General features: G+C 60.3%; 15 protein-coding genes and 1 tRNA gene. 3 read left to right on the top strand and 13 right to left on the bottom strand.

Annotated elements, in window-relative coordinates:
• Positions 1-342: 342 nt before the first annotated feature.
• Positions 343-1,515: an efflux RND transporter periplasmic adaptor subunit gene (locus CIW50_RS08260; protein WP_149530785.1), complete on the top strand. Its 1,173-nt coding sequence runs from the start codon at positions 343-345 to the stop codon at positions 1,513-1,515.
• Positions 1,512-4,658 carry a multidrug efflux RND transporter permease subunit gene (locus CIW50_RS08265; RefSeq protein WP_149530786.1) on the top strand — a complete coding sequence of 1,049 codons (3,147 nt, stop codon included), beginning with the start codon at positions 1,512-1,514 and terminating at the stop codon, positions 4,656-4,658. The genes CIW50_RS08260 and CIW50_RS08265 overlap by 4 nt, the downstream gene beginning before the upstream one ends.
• A 12-nt stretch (positions 4,659-4,670) precedes the next feature.
• Here CIW50_RS08265 and CIW50_RS08270 read toward each other — a convergent pair whose 3' ends face one another.
• The 13 genes from CIW50_RS08270 to CIW50_RS08330 all read right to left on the bottom strand — a co-directional run bounded on the left by CIW50_RS08270 (position 4,671) and on the right by CIW50_RS08330 (position 17,829).
• A complete protein-coding gene (locus tag CIW50_RS08270; RefSeq protein ID WP_197738355.1) occupies positions 4,671-5,393 on the bottom strand; it encodes a spermine/spermidine synthase domain-containing protein in 723 nt (240 codons plus the stop codon).
• A 90-nt stretch (positions 5,394-5,483) separates the two neighbouring features.
• On the bottom strand, positions 5,484-5,810 hold the full coding sequence (locus CIW50_RS08275; RefSeq protein WP_149530788.1) for a PilZ domain-containing protein: 327 nt from the start codon (positions 5,808-5,810) through the stop codon (positions 5,484-5,486).
• Positions 5,811-5,818: 8 nt separating this feature from the next.
• On the bottom strand, positions 5,819-6,700 hold the full coding sequence (locus CIW50_RS08280; protein WP_149530789.1) for a CheR family methyltransferase: 882 nt from the start codon (positions 6,698-6,700) through the stop codon (positions 5,819-5,821).
• Between the two features lie 529 nt (positions 6,701-7,229).
• Positions 7,230-8,921, bottom strand: a complete 1,692-nt coding sequence (locus CIW50_RS08285) for a methyl-accepting chemotaxis protein (RefSeq protein WP_149530790.1) — start codon at positions 8,919-8,921, stop codon at positions 7,230-7,232.
• A 900-nt stretch (positions 8,922-9,821) separates the two neighbouring features.
• Positions 9,822-9,895, bottom strand: a tRNA-Gln gene (locus CIW50_RS08290).
• A gap of 188 nt (positions 9,896-10,083) precedes the next feature.
• A complete protein-coding gene (locus CIW50_RS08295; protein ID WP_149530791.1) occupies positions 10,084-11,505 on the bottom strand; it encodes a cytosine permease in 1,422 nt (473 codons plus the stop codon).
• A gap of 72 nt (positions 11,506-11,577) precedes the next feature.
• Positions 11,578-12,537 carry a catechol 2,3-dioxygenase gene (locus tag CIW50_RS08300; protein WP_149530792.1) on the bottom strand — a complete coding sequence of 320 codons (960 nt, stop codon included), beginning with the start codon at positions 12,535-12,537 and terminating at the stop codon, positions 11,578-11,580.
• A gap of 35 nt (positions 12,538-12,572) precedes the next feature.
• Entirely contained in the window at positions 12,573-13,421 is an 849-nt protein-coding gene (locus tag CIW50_RS08305) for an ABC transporter substrate-binding protein (RefSeq protein ID WP_149530793.1), read from the bottom strand.
• Between the two features lie 17 nt (positions 13,422-13,438).
• Positions 13,439-14,131: a 4-carboxy-4-hydroxy-2-oxoadipate aldolase/oxaloacetate decarboxylase gene (locus tag CIW50_RS08310; RefSeq protein WP_149530794.1), complete on the bottom strand. Its 693-nt coding sequence runs from the start codon at positions 14,129-14,131 to the stop codon at positions 13,439-13,441.
• The gene (locus tag CIW50_RS08315; RefSeq protein ID WP_068730598.1) at positions 14,128-14,850 is read right to left on the bottom strand and encodes a PIG-L deacetylase family protein; all 723 of its coding nucleotides are present in this window, start codon (positions 14,848-14,850) and stop codon (positions 14,128-14,130) included. The genes CIW50_RS08310 and CIW50_RS08315 overlap by 4 nt, the downstream gene beginning before the upstream one ends.
• Positions 14,851-14,878: 28 nt before the next feature.
• Positions 14,879-15,748 (bottom strand): amidohydrolase family protein, encoded by an 870-nt coding sequence (locus tag CIW50_RS08320; protein ID WP_149530795.1) that lies wholly within the window; start codon positions 15,746-15,748, stop codon positions 14,879-14,881.
• On the bottom strand, positions 15,745-16,749 hold the full coding sequence (locus CIW50_RS08325; protein ID WP_149530796.1) for a Bug family tripartite tricarboxylate transporter substrate binding protein: 1,005 nt from the start codon (positions 16,747-16,749) through the stop codon (positions 15,745-15,747). Before CIW50_RS08325 ends, CIW50_RS08320 begins: the two co-directional genes overlap by 4 nt.
• A 183-nt stretch (positions 16,750-16,932) precedes the next feature.
• Positions 16,933-17,829, bottom strand: a complete 897-nt coding sequence (locus CIW50_RS08330) for a LysR family transcriptional regulator (protein WP_149530797.1) — start codon at positions 17,827-17,829, stop codon at positions 16,933-16,935.
• A 301-nt stretch (positions 17,830-18,130) separates the two neighbouring features.
• Here CIW50_RS08330 and CIW50_RS08335 point away from each other — a divergent pair, with 301 nt between their 5' ends.
• The gene (locus CIW50_RS08335; protein ID WP_149530798.1) at positions 18,131-19,891 is read left to right on the top strand and encodes an ATP-binding protein; all 1,761 of its coding nucleotides are present in this window, start codon (positions 18,131-18,133) and stop codon (positions 19,889-19,891) included.
• Positions 19,892-19,973 lie beyond the last annotated feature (82 nt).

Genomic DNA, 19,973 nt, shown 5'->3' on the forward strand with positions numbered 1-19,973 from the left:
CGCATTATCCGCCGTAATGTCGGCTTTGACGAGGCTATGACGGATACGGCGCGCAGTTACAACTGCAGGCGCCTCACAACTCGCCGCTGGATTATCCAATACGGCGCACAAAACTGGCTGCATAGTCGCCTACCAAGCCGATCATTGTGGTCGGACCGAGCGGTGCAACGGTACTCATAATCGTCAGCGCCTACATGAAGATTTGGCAATGAAGCACACATTCAAGCGGTCGTGTGTTTACAGCATTTGAGTCGCGACCTAGCTGATCAGAGCCACTCGAGTGAGTGAGCATCGGACGCGCATGTCCGCCTCAGTAGTTGCCAAGAGATTGATGAGATCACCATGACAACGCTTAATCGTTTTCGATGGACCGGACTAATCGTTCTGGCGATACTGGGGGCCGGCGGATACGTTGCCTGGCAACACTACGCAACTACTGCAGCAAAGCAGGCGAGCGCCAACAAACCACGCGGTCCAGCCCCTGTTCCCGTGAAGATCGCCCCCGTCGAGAAATCGGATTTCCCGGTCTATCTGACCGGTCTCGGAAACGTTCAGGGCTTCAACACGGTTGTCGTCCGAACGCGTGTTGACGGCCAGATCGATCGCATCGCCTTTGTTGAGGGCCAGTATGTCAAGCAGGGTGACGTTCTGGCAGAGATTGATCCGCGCCCGTTCCAGGCCGCCCTCGATCAGGCCAAAGCCAAGAAAGCGCAGGACGAGGCCAATATCGCCAACGCCAATCTCGACCTGCAGCGTTACACTAAACTCGGCGAATTCGCGACCAAGCAACAAACAGACACACAACGGTCGACGGTGCAGCAGCTCACCGCGCAGATCGCAGCCGATGAAGCAGCAATTTCCAACGCCCAGACACAGCTCGACTACGCGACCATTCGCGCCCCGATCGCAGGCGTCACCGGCTTCCGCCAGGTCGATCAAGGCAACATCGTAAATGCTTCGACCCAGACCGGCATTGTCACCATCGCCCAGGTCGAGCCTATCGCTGCGATATTCACCGCGCCCGAAGAGCAGCTTCCGCAGATCAAGGCGGCGCTCGCCGTCGCGCCTCCCGCTGTGATCGCCATGACCACCGACGGCAAGCGCGTACTATCCACGGGCAAGCTCGCTTTGATCAACAATCAGGTCGATACCACCAGCGGCACTATTCGGCTGAAGGCCGTGTTTGATAACAAGGATCACGCGCTGTGGCCCGGCCAGTCAATCTCGACCCGTCTGCTCGTCACCACGCTCAAGGACGCCACTGTCATTCCCGATGACGCGATCCAGCACGGCAATGACGGGCTCTACGCCTACAGTGTCAATCAGGACAACAAGGCCGAGGTGCAGAAGATCAAGGCTACTCAGTCAATCGACGGGCGCACGGTTATCGAGAGCGGTTTGACACCGGGTCAGCAGGTCATTGTGTCCGGCCAGTACAAGGTACAGCCGGGATCTTTGGTTAGCACCGCCGTCGCCAATTCCGGTGACAACCAATCGAAGGTCAAAGCAGAATGAGCGGGGGTATTTCAGGGCCGTTTATCCGCTACCCCATTGGCACCTCACTGCTGATGGCCGGCATTCTCTTCGTAGGTCTCGTCGCCTACCCTATGCTTCCGGTCGCACCGCTTCCGCAGGTCGACTTCCCCACCATCCAGGTCTCCGCCAGCCTTCCGGGCGGCAGCCCCGAAACGATGGCTTCGTCGGTTGCGCAACCGCTGGAGCGACAATTCGCGCAAATCCCTGGCATCTCGCAGATGACCTCGACGAGCTATCTCGGCACGGCGGCGGTCACCATCCAGTTCGACCTCAACCGTTCGATCGACGGCGCCGCCAATGACGTGCAAGCGGCTATCAACGCCGCCAGCGGCCAGTTGCCCAAGAACCTCCCCAGCCCGCCGACCTACCGCAAGGTCAACCCGGCTGACGCGCCGATCATGCTGCTTTCCGCGACATCCGACACCCTGCCCCTGACGACCGTCAGCGATAGTGTCGATGCGCAGCTCGCCCAGCAGATCAGTCAGATCGCGGGCGTGGCGCAGGTGGTCATCGGCGGACAGCAAAAGCCGTCCGTTCGCATCCAGGTCGACCCGGCCAAGCTCGTCGCCAAGGGATTGTCGCTGGAGGACGTCCGTAGCCAGATCGCGATCACCACCGTCGACAGCCCGAAGGGCAATATCGATGGGGCCACGCGCTCCTACACGATCTACGCCAACGACCAGCTGCTCGAGGCGAAGGACTGGAACGACATCATCATCGCCTACCGCAACGGCGGTCCGCTCCGCATTCGCGACATCGGCCGTGCGGTCACCGGTCCGGAAGACGCCAAACAGCTCGCCTGGGCGAATGGCAAGCGCGGCGTGTTCCTGGTCGTTTTCAAACAGCCTGGCGCTAACGTCATCGATACCGTCGACAAGATCAAGGCGACGCTGCCGCAGCTTGTCGCCACGATCTCGCCGGCCATCAAGATCGATGTCATCAGCGATCGCACCACAACCATTCGCGCTGCCGTCGCCGACGTGCAATACACGCTATTGCTCACCATCGCACTGGTCGTGATGGTCATCTTCGTCTTCCTTCGGAATTTCTGGGCTACGGTCATTCCGACGGTGACCGTACCGCTGGCGCTGCTCGGCGCCTGCGCCCTGATGTACGTATTCGGCTATACGCTCGATAATCTCTCGCTGATGGCACTCACCATCGCCGTCGGCTTCGTCGTCGACGACGCGATCGTAATGCTGGAAAACATCACGCGATACATCGAGGAAGGCGAGAAGCCGATGGCCGCCGCGTTCAAGGGCGCGCAACAGATCGGCTTCACGATCGTGTCGATCAGCATCTCGCTGGTCGCGGTGCTGATTCCGCTGCTTCTGATGGGCGGCATCATCGGGCGTCTGTTCCGCGAATTTGCGGTGGTTCTGACGATGACGATCTTCGTCTCGATGGTGGTGTCGCTGACCCTGACCCCGATGATGGCCTCGCGCTTCCTGCGCGCGCACAAACAGGGCGAGAAGCACAACAAGCTGTACGAATGGAGCGAGCGGGGCTTCGACGCCATGCTGCGCGCTTATGAACGCGGCCTCGACCTCGTGCTGCGCTGGCGATTGACCACTCTATTCGTGTTCTTCGCCACGCTCGCTCTGTCAGTCTATCTGTTCGTGATCATTCCGAAAGGTTTCTTCCCGCAGCAGGACGTCGGCCTGATCACCGGAACGTCCGAAGCCAATCAGGACATCTCCTTTGCCGACATGGTCCGGCGCCAGGAGGAGATCGGCAAGATCGTGCAGGCCGATCCCGCCGTCGCCTCCGTCGCCATGAACCTCGGCGGCAGCGGACGTGCCGAGAACAACGGCAACATGTTCATCACGCTGAAGCCGATCGAGCAGCGCAACGCCAATGCCCAGCAGATCATCGCCCGACTGCGTCCAAAGCTCGAAAAGGTCGAAGGCATCCGGCTATTCATGCAGGCTGCACAGGATGTTCGCCTTGGCGGCCGGCCGAGCCGCACGCAATTCCAGTTCACGCTGCAGGACGCCGACCTCAACGAGCTCAATGCCTGGGCACCGAAAATCCTTGCCAAGATGCAGACGCTGCCGGAACTGCGCGACGTCGCGACCGACCAGCAGACCCAAGGCACGACGCTCCAGCTCAAGATCAACCGAGACACGGCTGCGAGATACGGCATCCAGCCGCAACTGATCGACGACACGTTGTACGATGCCTTCGGCCAGCGCCAGGTGACCCAGTACTTCACGCAGCTCAACAGCTATCACGTGATCCTTGAGGTCCTGCCGGAGCTGCAGGGCACCATCGACTCTCTGAACAAGATCTACATCAAGTCGCCCACCACAGGCGAACAGGTGCCGCTGGCGACCTTCGCGACCTGGACCAGTGTCCCGGTACGACCGTTGTCGATCAGCCATCAGGGACAGTTCCCGGCCACCACGATCAGCTTCAACCTCGCACAGGGGGCAGCGCTGGGCGACGCGACGCAAGCCGTCGAACGAGCGATGGTCGAGATTGGTGCGCCGACCACGCTGAGCAGCAGCTTCCAGGGCACTGCGCAGGCATTCCAGCAGTCGTTGAGCTCAGTGCCGCTGCTTATCATGGCCGCGCTGGTTGTCGTCTATCTGATCCTCGGTATTCTCTATGAGAGCTATATCCATCCGTTGACGATCCTATCCACGCTGCCCTCGGCGGGCGTCGGCGCGCTGGCGATCCTGATGGCGTTCGGCTTTGACTTCAGTCTGATCGCCCTTATCGGCATCATCCTACTAATCGGCATCGTAAAGAAGAACGGCATCATGATGATCGACTTCGCCATCGCGGCGGAGCGCGACGAGCATCTCTCGCCAACTGAATCGATCCGCAAGGCGGCGTTGATGCGTTTCCGCCCGATCATGATGACGACCATGGCGGCGCTGCTCGGCGGCGTGCCGTTGATGCTCGGCACCGGCACTGGCTCCGAAATCCGCCAGCCGCTCGGTTATGCCATGGTCGGCGGCCTCATCGTCAGCCAGGCGCTGACGCTGTTCACCACGCCGGTGATCTATGTCTATCTCGACCAGCTTTCCAACATCATGTCCGGCTGGGGGCGATCGAAGCGCGACAACGACGAACAATCGGACAAGCCTGTGCTCGCAAAGGAAGCCGCAGAGTAGCGCCGCTGATTGCTACGCGGTCTCGTTCAACCTGGTTCCTACATAGACCGTGTTGGACACTTCCTCATCGGCATTCAGATTATCGAATGCCACGACATGCGCGCTCACCGCACCGAACACGCTCCCCATCACCGCCGTGAAGGCAGTATCTGGTGGATCGTTCGACCACAGCGCAAACACGCCGCCGGGTTTGAGATGCTCCGACAGACGCTGCAGCCCCGCGGCCGTGTAGAGCACAGCATGGCTTGGATGCAGCAGATTGTCCGGCGCATGATCGATATCCACCAGTACCGCATCGAAGCGGCGGCCGGAGGCATCGGGATCGAGATAGCCCTGCGCCGACGTCGCCATCTTGAAGAAGTCGCCATGCACGAGGCGGCAGCGCCCATCCGCCGACAGTTCGCGGCCGATCGGGATCAGGCCGGCCTGATGCCACTCAATCACTTCAGGCAACGCGTCAATGACAACGAGTGAACCCACCCTCTGGTGCGCGAGAACCGCCTGCGCGGTGTAGCCCAGACCGAGACCGCCAACGACAACATCCAACCCACTGCCGGCCAGCGAAGCCAAGCCGATATCGGCCAGAGCAATCTCGGCAGCGGTGAATGCGCTCGACATCAGGAATTCGTCGCCGAGCTTGATCTCGTAGATGTCGGTTTCAGTCCCCGGCTTTCGGCGGCGGCGCAGTGTCAGCACGCCCATCGGCGTCGGACGATAGTCCAGTTCTTCGAACATGATGCTCATATCCGACCATGCGCATGGTGCGGGCAATGCGGCAACAGCGAATTTTCCGATACGAGTGTGGCGGGCACTGACACCTGATGATCAGGCGTCAGCCATATCGCCGTGATCGCTCTTTGCCGGCGATTTCTTCTTGTTGCCCTTGGTGTTCAGGAAGCGAATGTCGATCTGGGCGCCGTTCACCTTCACCAGTTCGCATCGGCGATAGGCAAGCCCCGTCGATGACAGCAACAGGAAGAATTCCTTGAGGTTGAGGCCCTCGATAGAGCTATCGAGGATCAACTCGGCATCATGGCTCGACACGGCTTTGAGCACGCAACTGCGCCGCCATGTGCCGTCGATGGCCATGATCCAGACATTGTAGCCGCGCCCGAAGATAACGCGTCCGTTGGTTGCAACTTCGTCTGCCATGACCCCTCCTATGCGCGCAGGCTGGCGGAAGAGGATTTCAGTCCGGCACCCACACCGGGCACGATCGACGGCGACGCTTGCGCGCCTATCGGCAGGTAGACACCACGGCGATCGGGACAAACCCGATAACGGTCGGTCAGACCGATCACGGTCTCGGCTGCACCCAGAAACAGATAGCCATCGGCTTCGCTGACTTTTGCCAGCCTGCCGAAGATGTCGGTTTTGGTCGCCTGATCGAAATAGATCAGCACGTTACGGCAAAAGATGACGTCGAACTTGCCGAGATGCGCGTAGTCCTGCAGCAGATTGAACTGCCTGAACTGAACCATCGCGCGGACGTCGGCATTGAGCTGCCATGTCGTGCCGGTCTGCTTGAAGTATTTCACCAAGAGCTGGATCGGCAGGCCGCGCTGCACCTCGAACTGGGTGTAAACGCCGGTGCGCGATTTTTCGAGTACTTCAGGCGACAGATCCGTGGCCACGATCTCGACGCGCCACCCCGTCAGTGCGGCACCGAGTTCCTTCACGATCATGGCGAGCGAATATGGCTCCTGCCCGGTCGAGCCGGCGGCGCACCAGATTCGCAGACTGCGCTTGGCCGCACGAGCCTTGATCAGGTCCGGCATGACCGTGTTCTGGAAGTGCTCGAACGGCGTCTTGTCGCGAAAGAAGAAGGTCTCGTTGGTCGTCATGGCTTCGACCACATCCGCAATCATCGGCTCGGAGCCAGCCTTCATCTTCTGCACCAGCTCGCTGATCCCCGCGACATCGGCCTTACGCGCCAGCGGCATCAACCTGCTTTCGAGCAGATACTTCTTGTCGGCCGATAACACCAGTCCGGAACGCTCTTTCAGGATCTTCTGCAAGTACTCATAATCAAGAGGGGTCATGGTCTCTTTCTAAGACGCGCCGCCGGTCCGAATAACTTGCAGCGACGACGGTATGCCGCTCCACGCAAAAAATGCAGCTCACACGATTGCAGCAAATGACTAAGAGATCACCAAGATGCCGCAAGAAACGGCGTGCGCCCGCTGGAATCAAGCTGTTTTCGCCTCAGACGGTGCGGGCGGTGTGATGAATTTACCGACTCCATCCTTCAGACGAGCACTATCCGACGAGAGCGACTGGGCTGTGAAGGGCACCGAGTAGATGCTAAATCGGGTTTCGTTGCGCCGCGCTGCACCCGGGTGATGTTCGACAAAACGTGCCGATGCCCTGCGCGGCTTGTTGCGCGTTGCGGGAGACTTCCTGCGCCAGGCACAAAGTTGAGAAGCGTGGCAACATCACCGCCGCCCGCGGTAGCTCGCAACCTGCGCAAGCAAGATAATTCGCCGAGCGAATGCGCGAGAGGCGACGTCGTTTGACAATGGAAAAAGCCGGCGCTTACGCGCCGGCTTCGATGTCTCGATATTTGTACTATCAGGCAGCGCGTACAGCGTTCAGGAACTTGCTAACTTCAACCTTCAAACGCGTGCTGTCGGACGACAGCGACTGCGCTGCGGAGAGCACCTGCGAGGATGCCGAGCCGGTCTCGCTGGCGCCACGCTGTACGTCGGTGATGTTCGACGAGACCTGCATGGTGCCCTGAGCTGCCTGCTGGACGTTGCGGGAGATTTCCTGTGTCGCTGCGCCCTGCTCTTCAACCGCTGATGCGATGGTCGAGGCGATCTCGGACATGCGGCCGATGGTATCGCCGATTTCCTTGATCGCTCCGACCGACTCCTGCGTTGCTGCCTGGATGCCGGAAATCTGCGTACTGATCTCGCCGGTGGCTTTTGCAGTCTGCTCGGCCAGCGCCTTCACTTCCGATGCAACCACCGCGAAGCCACGACCGGCTTCGCCGGCGCGTGCCGCTTCAATCGTTGCATTCAGTGCCAGAAGATTGGTCTGGCCGGCGATGTTGTTGATCAGCTCGACGACGTCACCGATGCGTGCTGCCGCGCTGGCTAGGGCACTGACACGATCGTTGGTGAGACGTGCCTGATCCACAGCCTGGTTGGCGATGCTCGCCGATTCCTGCACCTGACGGCTGATTTCGTTCACCGATGAGGCCATCTCTTCAGTCGCGGACGCAACCGACTGCACATTCGTCGAAGCTTCCTCCGAAGCGGCCGCCACAGTCGTGGTCAGCTCCTGCGAACGCTCGGCGGTCGCAGTCAGCGTACCGGCAGAAGCTTCGAGTTCGGTCGAGGCTGACGACACCGTCTCGACGATTTCTCCGATCATCGCTTCGAACTCGCGGGTGATGGTATCGACGCGGCGACCGCGTTCGATCTTGGCTTCAGCATCGGCAGCTGCCGCTTCGTCCGCGGCACGCTTGTCGATCAGCGCCTGCTTGAACACCTGCAGCGCGTCACCCATGGTGCCGATTTCGGTCTTCATGCCCTGATGCGGCACGATAGCGGTCAGATCGCCTTGCCCCAGTGCCTGCATCGGCTTGACGATCGAGGCGATGCCGCTGGAGACGTCCTTCACAAGATAGATACCGATGCCAATGCCAAGCACAGCCGAAATAGCGAGGATAGCGACAACGATCAAGAAGGCCGCGTCGTAATTGGCAAGGGCATCGGCACCCGCAGCGTCGGAGCCCTTCAGGTTGAGCTCGATATCCTTGTTGAGAAGTTCGTCAGCCTTCAGACCGATTGGATTGACCGTCTTTGTGTTCAGCAGATTGGCTTCCTGAGGCATCTTGCCTGCGCTCTTGCGCGACAGATCCATCACATCGAGCGTGCCTTTCCTGTAGGCGTCCCAGACCTTGCTCCACTCCTCATAGAGAACGCGCTCTTCCGGCGAGGTGATCAGCTTCTCATACTTCGCGCGGATAGCGGTGTTGCTCGTCACCACCGTCTCGAGCGTTTTCTCATTGGCCAGCTTTTCTTCGAGCGTCTCGGACAGCATGTGCTGACGGATCACGTTGCGATAGGTGATCGTACCCGAACGCAAATCACCGAGCAGGCGAACGCTCGGCAGCCAGCTGGTCTGGATATCCACCGCATTGGCGTTGATCGCCTGCATCTTCCGAACCGCGACCAGGCCCAGACCCGTCATCGCCAGTAGCAGAAATGAAAGAACGATGGTGATCTTGGCGCGAATAGACAGACTGGCGAGCATGACTAAGGGTCCCTCGGTTTTCGACCGTTGGTCCGCAATGTGCGGGGTGTCGTGGAAATGGAGCAGTCAGCAGAAGTGCAATGGCAGAGCGGCGAACACGGGGTTCGATGACTTTCTCGTTATCAAGTCCCGCCACTTCAATTTGTAGGTATTATGTAAACCGTTGGTAAAGGTGCGACATTCTGGCCGAGCAAAAATGAACCGCAGGTCTCTTTTTTCGATCGCGTGCAATATCAGCCAGTTAGCAACAAGTATCTGAAGTTGACAATCTCCATTTCACTACTTGTAGAGGCATCCCTGCACAGGGCAGCGACGACATCGTGCCTCCGGGAAAAGCAGCGAATCAAGATTACAACTTTTAGTTCCGGTCCCTGGCGCTCGCAGACCTGAAGTTTTATTCGCCACTCAGCGCGAGAACGACGCGGCGTGTGAGCACGACTGAATGTGCTGGCTGGGAACCACCAGCGGTCTGGTCCGGATATTTATCTTGCCGTCAGGTTATAACCACCCAACTGCATTTCAATCTGAAGATAGTAGCAGCGCCCCGTGGCGGTTGATCTGGTAGGTTTGCGACGACATGCAATTGGGACACCGGAACGTCCGACGATCGCCGGGCAGACTGGCTCTAGGTTGAGCCACAATCTTGATAAGGGTGCGTGCCGCCCCGCAGCGGCGGCACAGCAATAGATTGACTGCTGGTAGTTTCGTTGCTCTCACATCGATGCCTCCGCCAGGGTGAAGTCATCGACTCAAGTCCGGTTGTCCCGCTCCGTTCCACAACTTTTGCTACGCGGCGACTATGCTGCAGCGCTCCTGATGATCGCCCGACAGCCTTCAGCGCGCTCTTTCGCTTCAGCTTGGAGCGGGTCGGTACTGGTCAAGGTGCGACTTTGGGTAAGCTGGCTGGGGAACTAGGATTCGAACCTAGACAAACAGAGTCAGAGTCTGTTGTGCTACCGTTACACCATTCCCCAAACGATTCAGAGACTTACAGAAAAATTCAGTCTGGAATCGGTCGGAACTGAGATGCTCATCTCGTTCGGGCGCGTTCTAGCCCGTCCGCCGGACAAAGCGCAAGGCCTCTCAACGGAAATGGCTGCCAATCCCTGTCATTGGCGATGGACAGGCCGCGCGAACCGCGTCCTGCCCGATCTCTCAGCCACTATTCGCCGGGGCCACCCACCGGAATGGCCATCGGCTCCGGCGCCAGACGCTTGCCCAGCGCCAGATAGACACCGCCGCCGACAGCGATGCCCGCCAGCCAGCTCAGATCCGCACCGCCGAGAAGACTGATCGAGATCGGCCCCTGCAACGCAGGCACCAGGCCATCCTGGAACAGCCAGGTGGCGATCAGACCGGCGAAGAACGCAATCATGCCGCTCCAGTTGATATCGCCATAGATACTGGTCTCCGGCGATTTGTAGAGTTCGGCGATATCGATCTGGCTCTTCCGCTTGACGAAGAAGTCGGCCAACACCACCCCGGCATAGGGGCTCATCCACATCAACAGGCTGATCAGCCAGTTGTCGAACGCCTTGGCGAAAGACGGCGCGAAGATGAAATACACTGTCACCGCATAGCCGGCGACGCCGACGATCAGCGCCAGCATCGTCCGCGAAAAGCGCACGCCCATGCTGAGTGCCGCCAGCGCCGACGAATAGACATTGAGGATATTGGTGGCGATCGGCCCGTGCAGCACCAGCAGCAGCACGAGAATGCTGGCAACGCCTCCGAACACCGCCGACACCATCTTGGCCGGATCGGTGTCGAGCGTCACCGATGCGATGGTGGCACCGAGAATGGCCAGCCACACCGATGGCACGAACATCCCGACATAGCTGTACCAGAAAACGGCTTTGGATGATGTCGAGCGCGGCACGAAGCGCGAATAATCCGATGCCCAGGTCACCCACGAAATGCCCCAGCCGACACCAACGGCGGTCATCAGCAGCGACAGCATCGCCAGATGTGGCCCTGGCGGCAGCGACGTGGTGTGATTCCAGTTGACGACGCCAGGCTGGCTCCAGGCCAGCATGCTCATCAACACCATGATCACCACCGTGACCGGCACGGTGTATTTCTCGAAGGTGCGGATCGCATAGAAACCATAGGTGCCGATCACCACCTGCGTCACCATCACGATGGTGATCACCACAAGGTTGGCAAACCAGCTATCGGCAATGCCGAACTGACCGAGAATGGCCATCGAGATCTTGACCGGAAAATACGTATTCACGCCGATCCAGCCGAGCGTCATCAGGAACATCAGCAAACTCGGCAGATAGGCACCCCTGCGCCCGAAGGCCGAGCGCGCGAGGACCATCTGGTTGACGCCGGTCTTATGGCCCATGACCGTAAAGGCGGCGAAGATCGCGGAGCCCGCCGCGTTGCCGATCACGATGACCGCAATCGTCTCCCACAAACCAAGCTTGAGAATGATACCAAGCGCGCCGAGCGCCCAGTTCACCGGCGCGATATTGGCACCGGCCCAGATCCACATCTGCTGCGGCCCGGTCGAATCCCGGTCGGCATCGGGGATCGGTTCGATACTGTGGATGTCTGCCCGCAACTCAGAGTTAGTCATGCTCGCCCCCACGTCAGAAACAACCTGAGGTCAACAAAGCAAGACGCGTACCAATCCCGGCAGAGCGACTTGCTACTTGTGGGGCACCGGCGGCGTTCCATGCGTGTGGAACGACTCGATGGTCTTGAGGCCCCAGGCCTGCCCTTTCTTGCGCTCCTCTTCGGTCCAGACGATCGGCTTCCAGTCCGGCGCCAGGATCAGCCGCGCGCCGGCGTTCGCGACTTCGACGCGGTTGCCGCCCGGCTCGTAGACATAGAGGAAGAAGGTCTGCTGGATCGCATGTTTGTGCGGGCCGGTCTCGATAAAGACGCCATTTTCCAGGAAAATATCGGCCGCGCGCAGAATGTCTTCGCGGCTGTCCAGCGCGTAGGTGACGTGGTGGAAACGTCCCTTGGTGCCAGAGTGGTCGCGTGAATAGGCGAAGTCGTAGGTCTTGTTCGACATGGTCATCCACATCGCCGCTTCCGTGCCGTCATTGAGCACGATCTGCTCGGTCAGCCGGAGCCCCATATAGTGCTCGAAAAACTCGCGGTTGGCCTTGATGTCTACCGCAAGGCAGTTGAGGTGGTCGAGCCGTCGCACATTGATGCCGCGCGCCGGATAACGCTGCGCCTGATTTTTAAGCGCTGGCTTGAGTTCCGGCGGCGCCTCATACCATTCGGTCTCGTAATAGAGTTCGACGATATGTCCGTCGGGATCCCGGCAGCGAAATGCCGGCCCGTGCCCGAGATCGCCGTCGGTCCAGCCGATATCGTAGCCGGAGCCTTTCAGTGCCGCCACGCGGCGCTCCAGCGCCTGCGGGCTGCGTGCGCGCAGCGCCATATGCTCCATGCCCGACGTGTTCGACGCCGTCAGCTTCAGCGAATAGCGCTCATAGTCGTCCCAGCCGCGCAGATAGACCGACTCGCCCTGCCGGCCCGACACGGTCATGCCCATCACGTCGACGAAGAATTTCAGGCTCTCGTCCGGCTTCGGCGTCAGCAGTTCGAGATGGCCGAGATGGGCGAGATCGAAGATGGGTTCAGGAAGCATCGGTGTCGTCCTTGGGCGAAGCCCCCGTTATCGCATCAGCGCAGCGCGCGCGTCACGTCGTCGAACAGTTCATCGACGTAGAACTTGCGCGGGATCAGGCCCTGCTGCGCGGAATAGTCCGTGATCAGTTCCAGCGATCGCGTCATGTCATCCTTGCTGAACGCCGGCACCTTGCCCGTTGCATCCGCCCTGCTCGCCTCCAGCATCCGCTGCACCTCGCGCACCACGTCGGGCCGCGTATCGGACAATTGCTTGCTGACGACCACCATGTGGTTGATCGGCACGACACCATACCTGGCCAGCCAGGCCTTCTCTTCAGCGGCCACGTCTGGGAACAACTGCGCCCCCCGTGGATCGTCGCTCTTCTCGCCGAGCACGGCGTCCAGTTCGCCATCGAACAGTATCTGCATGATCGCCTTGCCGGCAGGCGCCTTGGTGGTGCTGTCTACATATTCCGCGACATGCGGCTCCTCGAAGGTGATCCATTCGATCGCATCGAGATTGACGCCGTAGTCATTGGCGAGCATGCCGCGCAGCCACGCGCCCGTCGTTGTCGTAAACGACCGAATACCGACGCGCTTGCCTTCAAGATCCTTAGGTCCGGCAATACCAGCCCCGGGGTTGGTGACGGCGAAGCCAAATTGATGCCGCGCCATCATCACGCTTGGCAGCAGCACCATCGGCTTGTCATAGCTCCTGGCCATCAGATAGGTGACGATGGCCATTTCGGCGACGTCGAAAGCAGCGTCGCGTACCATGGGCTTGAAGCCCTTGTTGGTCGGCGTGTACTCCGCAAAGTCCAGTTCGACGAGATCAGACGTGATCGCGCCGGATTTCAACGCCGCTGTATGCGGATGATCGCCGAGCAGAATACGAAGCCGCATCACAGCCTCCTTCCCGATCAGGCCTGATCGGGATCGTCGACGTAGACCAGACCCGCTTTCGCCAGCGGCTCGCGCATATTGTACATGTCGAGACCGAGAACGCCGGAGGCGAGCTTCTGGCGCTTGGCGTCTTCTTCCGCAAAACGCTTCTCGCCCTTCACTGCAACCTCGGCAGCATCCTTTCGCGGGATCACTACAACGCCGTCTTCATCGGCAACGATGACATCGCCCGGCATCACCTGCGCGCCGGCGCAGACCACCGGCACGTTCACCGCGCCGAGCGTCGCCTTGACCGTCCCCTTCGCAGAAATCGCGCGTGACCACACGGGAAAGCCCATCTCGCGCAGCGTCTTGATATCGCGGCAGCCGGCATCGATGATCAGACCGACGCCACCACGCGCCTTCAGCGACGTCGCGAGGAGATCGCCGAACATGCCGTCGGTATTGTCCGTGGTGCAGGCCACCACCAGCATGTCGCCGGGCTTGCACTGCTCGATGGCCACATGCAGCATCCAGTTGTCGCCGGGCTGCGCCAGCACCGTCACGGCGGTGCCGGCGGCCTCTGCGCCGGACCACACCGGCCGCATATAGGTCTTCATCAGGCCGAAGCGGCCATAGGCCTCGTGCACCGTAGAAACACCGAGCGCGCCGAGCCGCTGCACGACGTCGGCATCCGCGCGTTGAATATTCCTGACGACGACGGGTTTCATGCCAGCACCTCAAGGGTCATCGGGAACAGCCGTTGATAGGCTTCGCCATAGGTCATGGCCGCGCCGGTGTTGCGGCCGCCCTGCATGCCGCGCTGCAAGGCCACCCGCTCGTAATAGGCCCAGAGGTGCTTTTGCGCAGCGAGAATTTCAAACGTCTTCCGCTTGATGTCCCAGACCTCATCGATATTGAGGATCACCTGTGGCTTGAAGTTGCACATCTCCGGCTGATGAGGCTCGAACAAAAACACCGGCGGCGCGGAGTAGCTGTATTCCGCTTCAGGCTTGTGCCCCATCGCCTGCGCGATGATGCGGGCCTCCTGTGCGGCGGCGGTCGCCGCGGGATGATCCACATTGTACGGATCTTCAAGCGAATGCGTCAGCACGAAACTCGGATTGAGCTCCCGATAGATATCGATCAGCCGCTCCTTGTGCGCCTCGGTCAGATGCAGCGGGTAATCGCCGGCATCGAAGAATTCGATCTCCGCGCCCAATGATGCTGCCGCGCGCTCGGCTTCGTCTTTCCGACCGGCCTTGACCTTGTCGAGCGTCATGCCCGCCTGTTTCCAGGCAAATTGCGACTCGCCGCGCTCGCCGTAAGCAAGGCAGACGATCTTGACGCGGTACCCCTTCTTGGCGTGGAGCGCGATGGCGCCGCCGGCACGCCAGACGAAATCGCCGGGATGGGCGGAGACCACGAGGCCGGTCTTGGCTTTGGACATCGGATGTTCCTTCGGATTTTCGCGTCGCCTAGGTGTCGAATTCAAACAATCGCGCAGGATTATCGACGAGGATCTTCTGTTGAACCTCGGCATCCGGCGCAAATAGCGGAATCAAATCGACGAGATCGCCGTCATTGGGCATCGCCTTGACGTTGGGATGCGGCCAGTCGGTACCCCAGATCACGCGATCTGGTGCAGTCTCACAGATTCTCTTCGCGAACGGCACGGCGTCAGTGAAAGGCGGTCCCATCGAGGTCACGCGTTCGCAGCCGGAGACCTTCACCCAGCATTTTTCGTCGCGCTGCATGAGGTCGATCAGCGTGCGGAACGGCTGCTGATCGAGCCCGTCGGCGGCCTTCACGCGGCCCATATGGTCGATGGTGTAGCGCACCGGAAGCTTCGCCAGCAGTTCAGCATAGTCAGGCAGATCGACCGCATCGAAATGCAGATCGACGTGCCAGTTTATCGGCGCGATCATGTCGATGATGCGATGAAACACTTTCATATCCGGCGTGCCGCCGAGATGTCGCACGAAGTTGAAGCGGCAACCGCGGAAGCCGCCTTCATGCAGTTCGCGCAGGCCCCGCTCCGTGATCGTGCCATCGATATTGGCCACAGCGCGATAGCGCCCGTCGCTTACCGCGATGGCGTCGAGCGCGACGCGGTTGTCTGTGCCGTGTACGCTGGCATTGACGATGACCGCGCGACCGATGCCGAGCTTCTTGTGCAGCGCCTGAAAATCTTCCAACGGCGCATCGGGCGGGATGTAAGAGCCGACATAGGGATATTTGTCGCCGGGCCCGAAGATATGCGTATGCGCGTCGCAGGCTAGCGGCGGCAGCTTGAACTTCGGCGTCTTTGTATGCGGATCGGGACCGGGAACGGTGGGTTTCGTCATTGTTTCGGAATTCCTGCCTTGTCGATCACGGCGGTCCATTTGGCGATGTCGTCGACCAGTCGGGCCTTCAATTCCTCCGGCGAGCTGGCTTTCGCCTCGATGCCGAGATCGAGCAGCTTCTGCTTCACATCGGGCATCGCCAGCACCTCGCGCAAACCCGCATTCAACCGCGCAATCGCTTCGGGCGGCGTGCCGGATGGCGCGAACAGCGCGTTCCACGACACCACGTCATAGCCCTTCGCACCGCCTTCGATCATTGTCGGGACGTCTTTCAGGATCACCGAACGCGCATCGCCAGTGGTGCCGACAGGCCGCATCTTGCCATCCTGCAGCGCCGATTTCATCCCGACATAATTGTCGATCATCACATCGATATCTTCGCGCAGTAACCCGACGATGACTTCCGGTGTTCCGCGATAAGGCACGATCTGAAAATTGATCCCGGCGGTGGATTTGAGCAATTCGGCCGACAGGTTCTGTGTGCTGCCCACACTGATCGTGCCGACATTCAACTTGCCCGGATTGTCGCGTGCAAACTTGATGAGGTCAGCCAGAGTCTTGTGTTGCGAATTCGCATTGGTGCCGACGATGAAATCGAAAAATCCGATCGAGGAGATCGGTGCAAAATTCTTCACGGGATCGAATGGCAGGCTCTTGAACAGCGGCACGCTGACAGCGGTGCCGTTGCTGAGCAGCGCCAGCGTATAGCCATCGGGCTGCGACGACAGCACTGCGCGTGCCGCGGCGACGCCACCGGCGCCGGGCATGTTCTCGATCACAAGGCGCTGCCCTAGATTGTCACCAAGCTTCTCGGCGACGACGCGCATGGTGATGTCGGCTACACCGCCGGCTGCGAATGGTACGATCACCCGGATAGGCCGGGCCGGATAGCCGGATTGCGCCTGCACCAGAGGCACCGCGCTTGCGAGGAACATCACGCCGAGCGCCACTTGCGCGGCGGTCAGCAGGTGCTTGAGCCTGGTCGGAAAGCAGAGCGTCATGATGGATTGAAGACGCCTGACGCGTCCACCCTCGCCGTTTTTGTATCGGCGCCAATGGCTGTCACGTCATCGCAACAAAGCCATGGACCGTTCTGCTCCCGGAGTATCCAATTCCGATTTATGAAACAAATGAGAAATCTGGCATAATCGTGCAATTCCCTGCATATATCCAGCAGCGGCGGATTATCCCACCGCCTGAAAGTATTTTCGCGTCAGGTCGATCAGCGCCTGCGCCGGCTTGCTCACCGGCTGTCCGCGCTTGACGATGATCCCCACCGTACGGCTGACGCTCGGGTTGCGCAGCGGAACGGCGACCAGTCCGGCGGTCCCCTGCGTCGCCACCGCGATGCTCGGCACTACGGCGATCCCGAGCTTTTCGAACACCATGCCGACGGCAGTCTGCAGGTGCTGAACTTCGTAGCGCCAGTTCAGCGTATCACGCCGATGGCCGAGCGCATCGTCGATCAGGGCCCGGTTGCCGGCCTGCGGGCTGATACGGATCAACGGCGTGTCCTCGAGATGCGACCAGGCCACGAACTTGCGCTGCGCAAAGACGTGATCTTTCGTGCACAAAAGAACGAACCGCTCCTTGATCAGCGGGGTGACGGCCAGATCCCAGATATTGGTCGCCGTGATCGTGATGCCGAACTCCGCCTGCCCGGACTGCACAAGGGTCGCAATCTCGCCGGCCGAATTGTCATGGATCTTGATCGAGATCCCCGGGTGTAGCACGGTGAACTGCTTCAGCACCCGCGGCAGATGATAGGCGGCGATGGTCGGCAGACAGCCGAGCGCGATGTGCTCCTGCCGTTTGCGGCCCCGCGCCCGTAGCAGGTCGATGGAGTCGGAGAGTTCCCCGATCATCCGCCGCGCGGTCGGTAGTAGTTCCAGCCCGGCCGGGGTTAGCGCCACCTGACGCGTGGTCCGGGCCAAAAGCTGGAAACCGAGATCCTCTTCCAATTTCTTGATCCGGTGGCTCAAAGCCGTCTGCGACAGATTGAGATGTGCGGCCGCGCGCGAAAAACTGCCCCGCTCCGCGATACTCAGAAACGCCTGCAGGCCGGGAAAATCGATGCGCATGAGGGGTCCGAACACGGCCAAAGGCGACCGCGGTGAGATAACGCGGCGGCGACGACCCACGCAAGGTCAGGCGGTCCGCAGAGCCGACCTCGCGGGCTGGTTAAAACCGCGTAAAGCGAAATTCGTAGCCTTGAACAACAAGGTATCCAGTGCTGGCATTTTCGCGCTCCCGTGCACTACGAATTCCGCAACGCGAGTTTGACGAGCAAAGCCACCTCGGTTTCAGCCGGCGCGCCTTAACAATTTGTGCAGTCCCTGACCTGCATAGTCGTCCCCAACCGGGGCGTGAGACGCGAATTCAATGACAAGTTTAAACGCAGCGGCGTCGTTCGGTCGCATTATCTCAGTACGAGGCTCGCTGGCCCGCGTCGGATTGCTCGCCGTAAGCCCGATGACGCCCTCGGAAATGCGCGGAACCGTCGGTCGCTTCGTGAGTATCCGTTGCTCCTCCTCGACCATCATCGCCATGATCACGGAGGTCTCTTCCGAGAATATGCACGCGTCGGATACGTATATCGCCAGCGCCTCGGTCGATCTGCTCGGCGAAATCCTGGGATCGGGCGATCGGGCGAAGTTTCAGCGTGGCGTCACCGACTATCCGACCATTGGCGATATCGTCGACCTGATCAGCACTGAGGACCTGCGTACGGTCTACGCGCCCTCAGGGGCAGAGCAGATCAATGTCGGTACGCTGCAGCAAGACAAGACGGTCACGGCCTATGTTGATGTCGAGGAGATGCTCAGCAAGCATTTCGCGGTACTCGGCTCCACGGGTGTCGGTAAATCTTCCGGCGTGTCGCTACTGCTCAACGAGATCCTGAAATCGCGCCCGCATCTGCGCATCTTCCTGCTCGACGTTCACAATGAATATGGCCGCTGCTTCGGCGACAAGGCGCTGGTGCTGAACCCGCGCAATTTGAAACTTCCGTTCTGGTTGTTCAACTTCGAGGAAATCGTCGACGTGCTGTTCGCCGGCCGCCCCGGCGTGCCCGAAGAGCTCGAAATTCTCACGGAAGTGGTCCCGATCGCCAAGGGCGTCTATACGCAATACCAGAACGCGGACCGCGTCGGCCTCAAGCGTATCGATCCGAAAACTAGCGGTTACACGGTCGATACGCCGGTTCCCTATCGCCTGGTCGATCTGATTTCACTGATCGACGAGCGTATGGGCAAGCTTGAGAACCGCTCTTCGCGCATCCAGTATCACAAGCTGATCTCGCGCATCGAAGCGGTGAAGAACGATCCGCGCTACGCCTTCATGTTCGACAACGCCAACGTTGGCGGCGACACTATGGCGGAAGTGATCAGCCATCTGTTCCGCCTGCCCGCCAATGGCAAGCCGATGACTATCATGCAGCTCGCCGGCTTCCCCGCGGAAGTGGTCGACTCCGTAGTGTCGGTGCTGTGCCGCATGGCTTTCGATTTCGGCCTGTGGAGCGACGGCGCCTCGCCCTTGCTGTTTGTGTGCGAGGAAGCGCATCGCTATGCCTCCGCCGACCGCAATATCGGCTTCGGCCCGACCCGCAAGGCGGTGTCGCGCATCGCCAAGGAAGGCCGCAAATACGGTGTCTATCTCGGTCTCGTGACACAGCGGCCGGCCGAACTCGACGCCACGATCATTTCACAGTGCAACACGCTGTTCGCCATGCGCCTCGCCAACGAGCGCGACCAGGCCCTGCTGCGCTCCGCGGTGTCGGATGCCGCTGCCAACCTGCTCTCCTTCGTACCGTCACTCGGCACCCGCGAAGTGCTCGCGTTCGGTGAAGGCGTCGCATTGCCGACCCGCCTCCGTTTCAAGGAAGTGCCGCCGCATCAGCTACCGCGCTCCGAAGCCACGATCGCGACGGTGCCCTCGGTGGCCGCCGGTCATGACATGCAGTTCGTCAGCGCGGTGCTGGAACGCTGGCGTGGCGCCACATCGCATCGCGATGTGCCGAACGATCCCGGCTTCATCGAACGCCCTGCAGCTCCGGCACAGCGCAGCGTCGAAGCCCCGATGCTGCAGCCCTCGCTCGGTCTCGATCCGGATCGCTTCTCGCTGCTCAAGAAACCGCTGCGCTGATCGCATCGGTTTGCGTTGCCGCAAGCGCTTTGCGGTGACGGCGTGATCGCCTATGGTCCCGTGAAACAGAAACGTTCACGGG

This window comes from Tardiphaga sp. P9-11 (assembly GCF_008329525.1).
Taxonomy (GTDB): Bacteria; Pseudomonadota; Alphaproteobacteria; order Rhizobiales; family Xanthobacteraceae; genus Tardiphaga.

Bases quoted from the DNA above. Each gene is read 5' to 3' on its own strand.
- CIW50_RS08260 (WP_149530785.1), top strand. From the start codon at position 343: ATGACAACGCTTAATCGTTTTCGATGGACCGGACTAATCGTTCTGGCG.
- CIW50_RS08265 (WP_149530786.1), top strand. From the start codon at position 1,512: ATGAGCGGGGGTATTTCAGGGCCGTTTATCCGCTACCCCATTGGCACC.
- CIW50_RS08270 (WP_197738355.1), bottom strand. From the start codon at position 5,393: ATGTTCGAAGAACTGGACTATCGTCCGACGCCGATGGGCGTGCTGACA.
- CIW50_RS08275 (WP_149530788.1), bottom strand. From the start codon at position 5,810: ATGGCAGACGAAGTTGCAACCAACGGACGCGTTATCTTCGGGCGCGGC.
- CIW50_RS08280 (WP_149530789.1), bottom strand. From the start codon at position 6,700: ATGACCCCTCTTGATTATGAGTACTTGCAGAAGATCCTGAAAGAGCGT.
- CIW50_RS08285 (WP_149530790.1), bottom strand. From the start codon at position 8,921: ATGCTCGCCAGTCTGTCTATTCGCGCCAAGATCACCATCGTTCTTTCA.
- CIW50_RS08295 (WP_149530791.1), bottom strand. From the start codon at position 11,505: ATGACTAACTCTGAGTTGCGGGCAGACATCCACAGTATCGAACCGATC.
- CIW50_RS08300 (WP_149530792.1), bottom strand. From the start codon at position 12,537: ATGCTTCCTGAACCCATCTTCGATCTCGCCCATCTCGGCCATCTCGAA.
- CIW50_RS08305 (WP_149530793.1), bottom strand. From the start codon at position 13,421: ATGCGGCTTCGTATTCTGCTCGGCGATCATCCGCATACAGCGGCGTTG.
- CIW50_RS08310 (WP_149530794.1), bottom strand. From the start codon at position 14,131: ATGAAACCCGTCGTCGTCAGGAATATTCAACGCGCGGATGCCGACGTC.
- CIW50_RS08315 (WP_068730598.1), bottom strand. From the start codon at position 14,850: ATGTCCAAAGCCAAGACCGGCCTCGTGGTCTCCGCCCATCCCGGCGAT.
- CIW50_RS08320 (WP_149530795.1), bottom strand. From the start codon at position 15,748: ATGACGAAACCCACCGTTCCCGGTCCCGATCCGCATACAAAGACGCCG.
- CIW50_RS08325 (WP_149530796.1), bottom strand. From the start codon at position 16,749: ATGACGCTCTGCTTTCCGACCAGGCTCAAGCACCTGCTGACCGCCGCG.
- CIW50_RS08330 (WP_149530797.1), bottom strand. From the start codon at position 17,829: ATGCGCATCGATTTTCCCGGCCTGCAGGCGTTTCTGAGTATCGCGGAG.
- CIW50_RS08335 (WP_149530798.1), top strand. From the start codon at position 18,131: ATGACAAGTTTAAACGCAGCGGCGTCGTTCGGTCGCATTATCTCAGTA.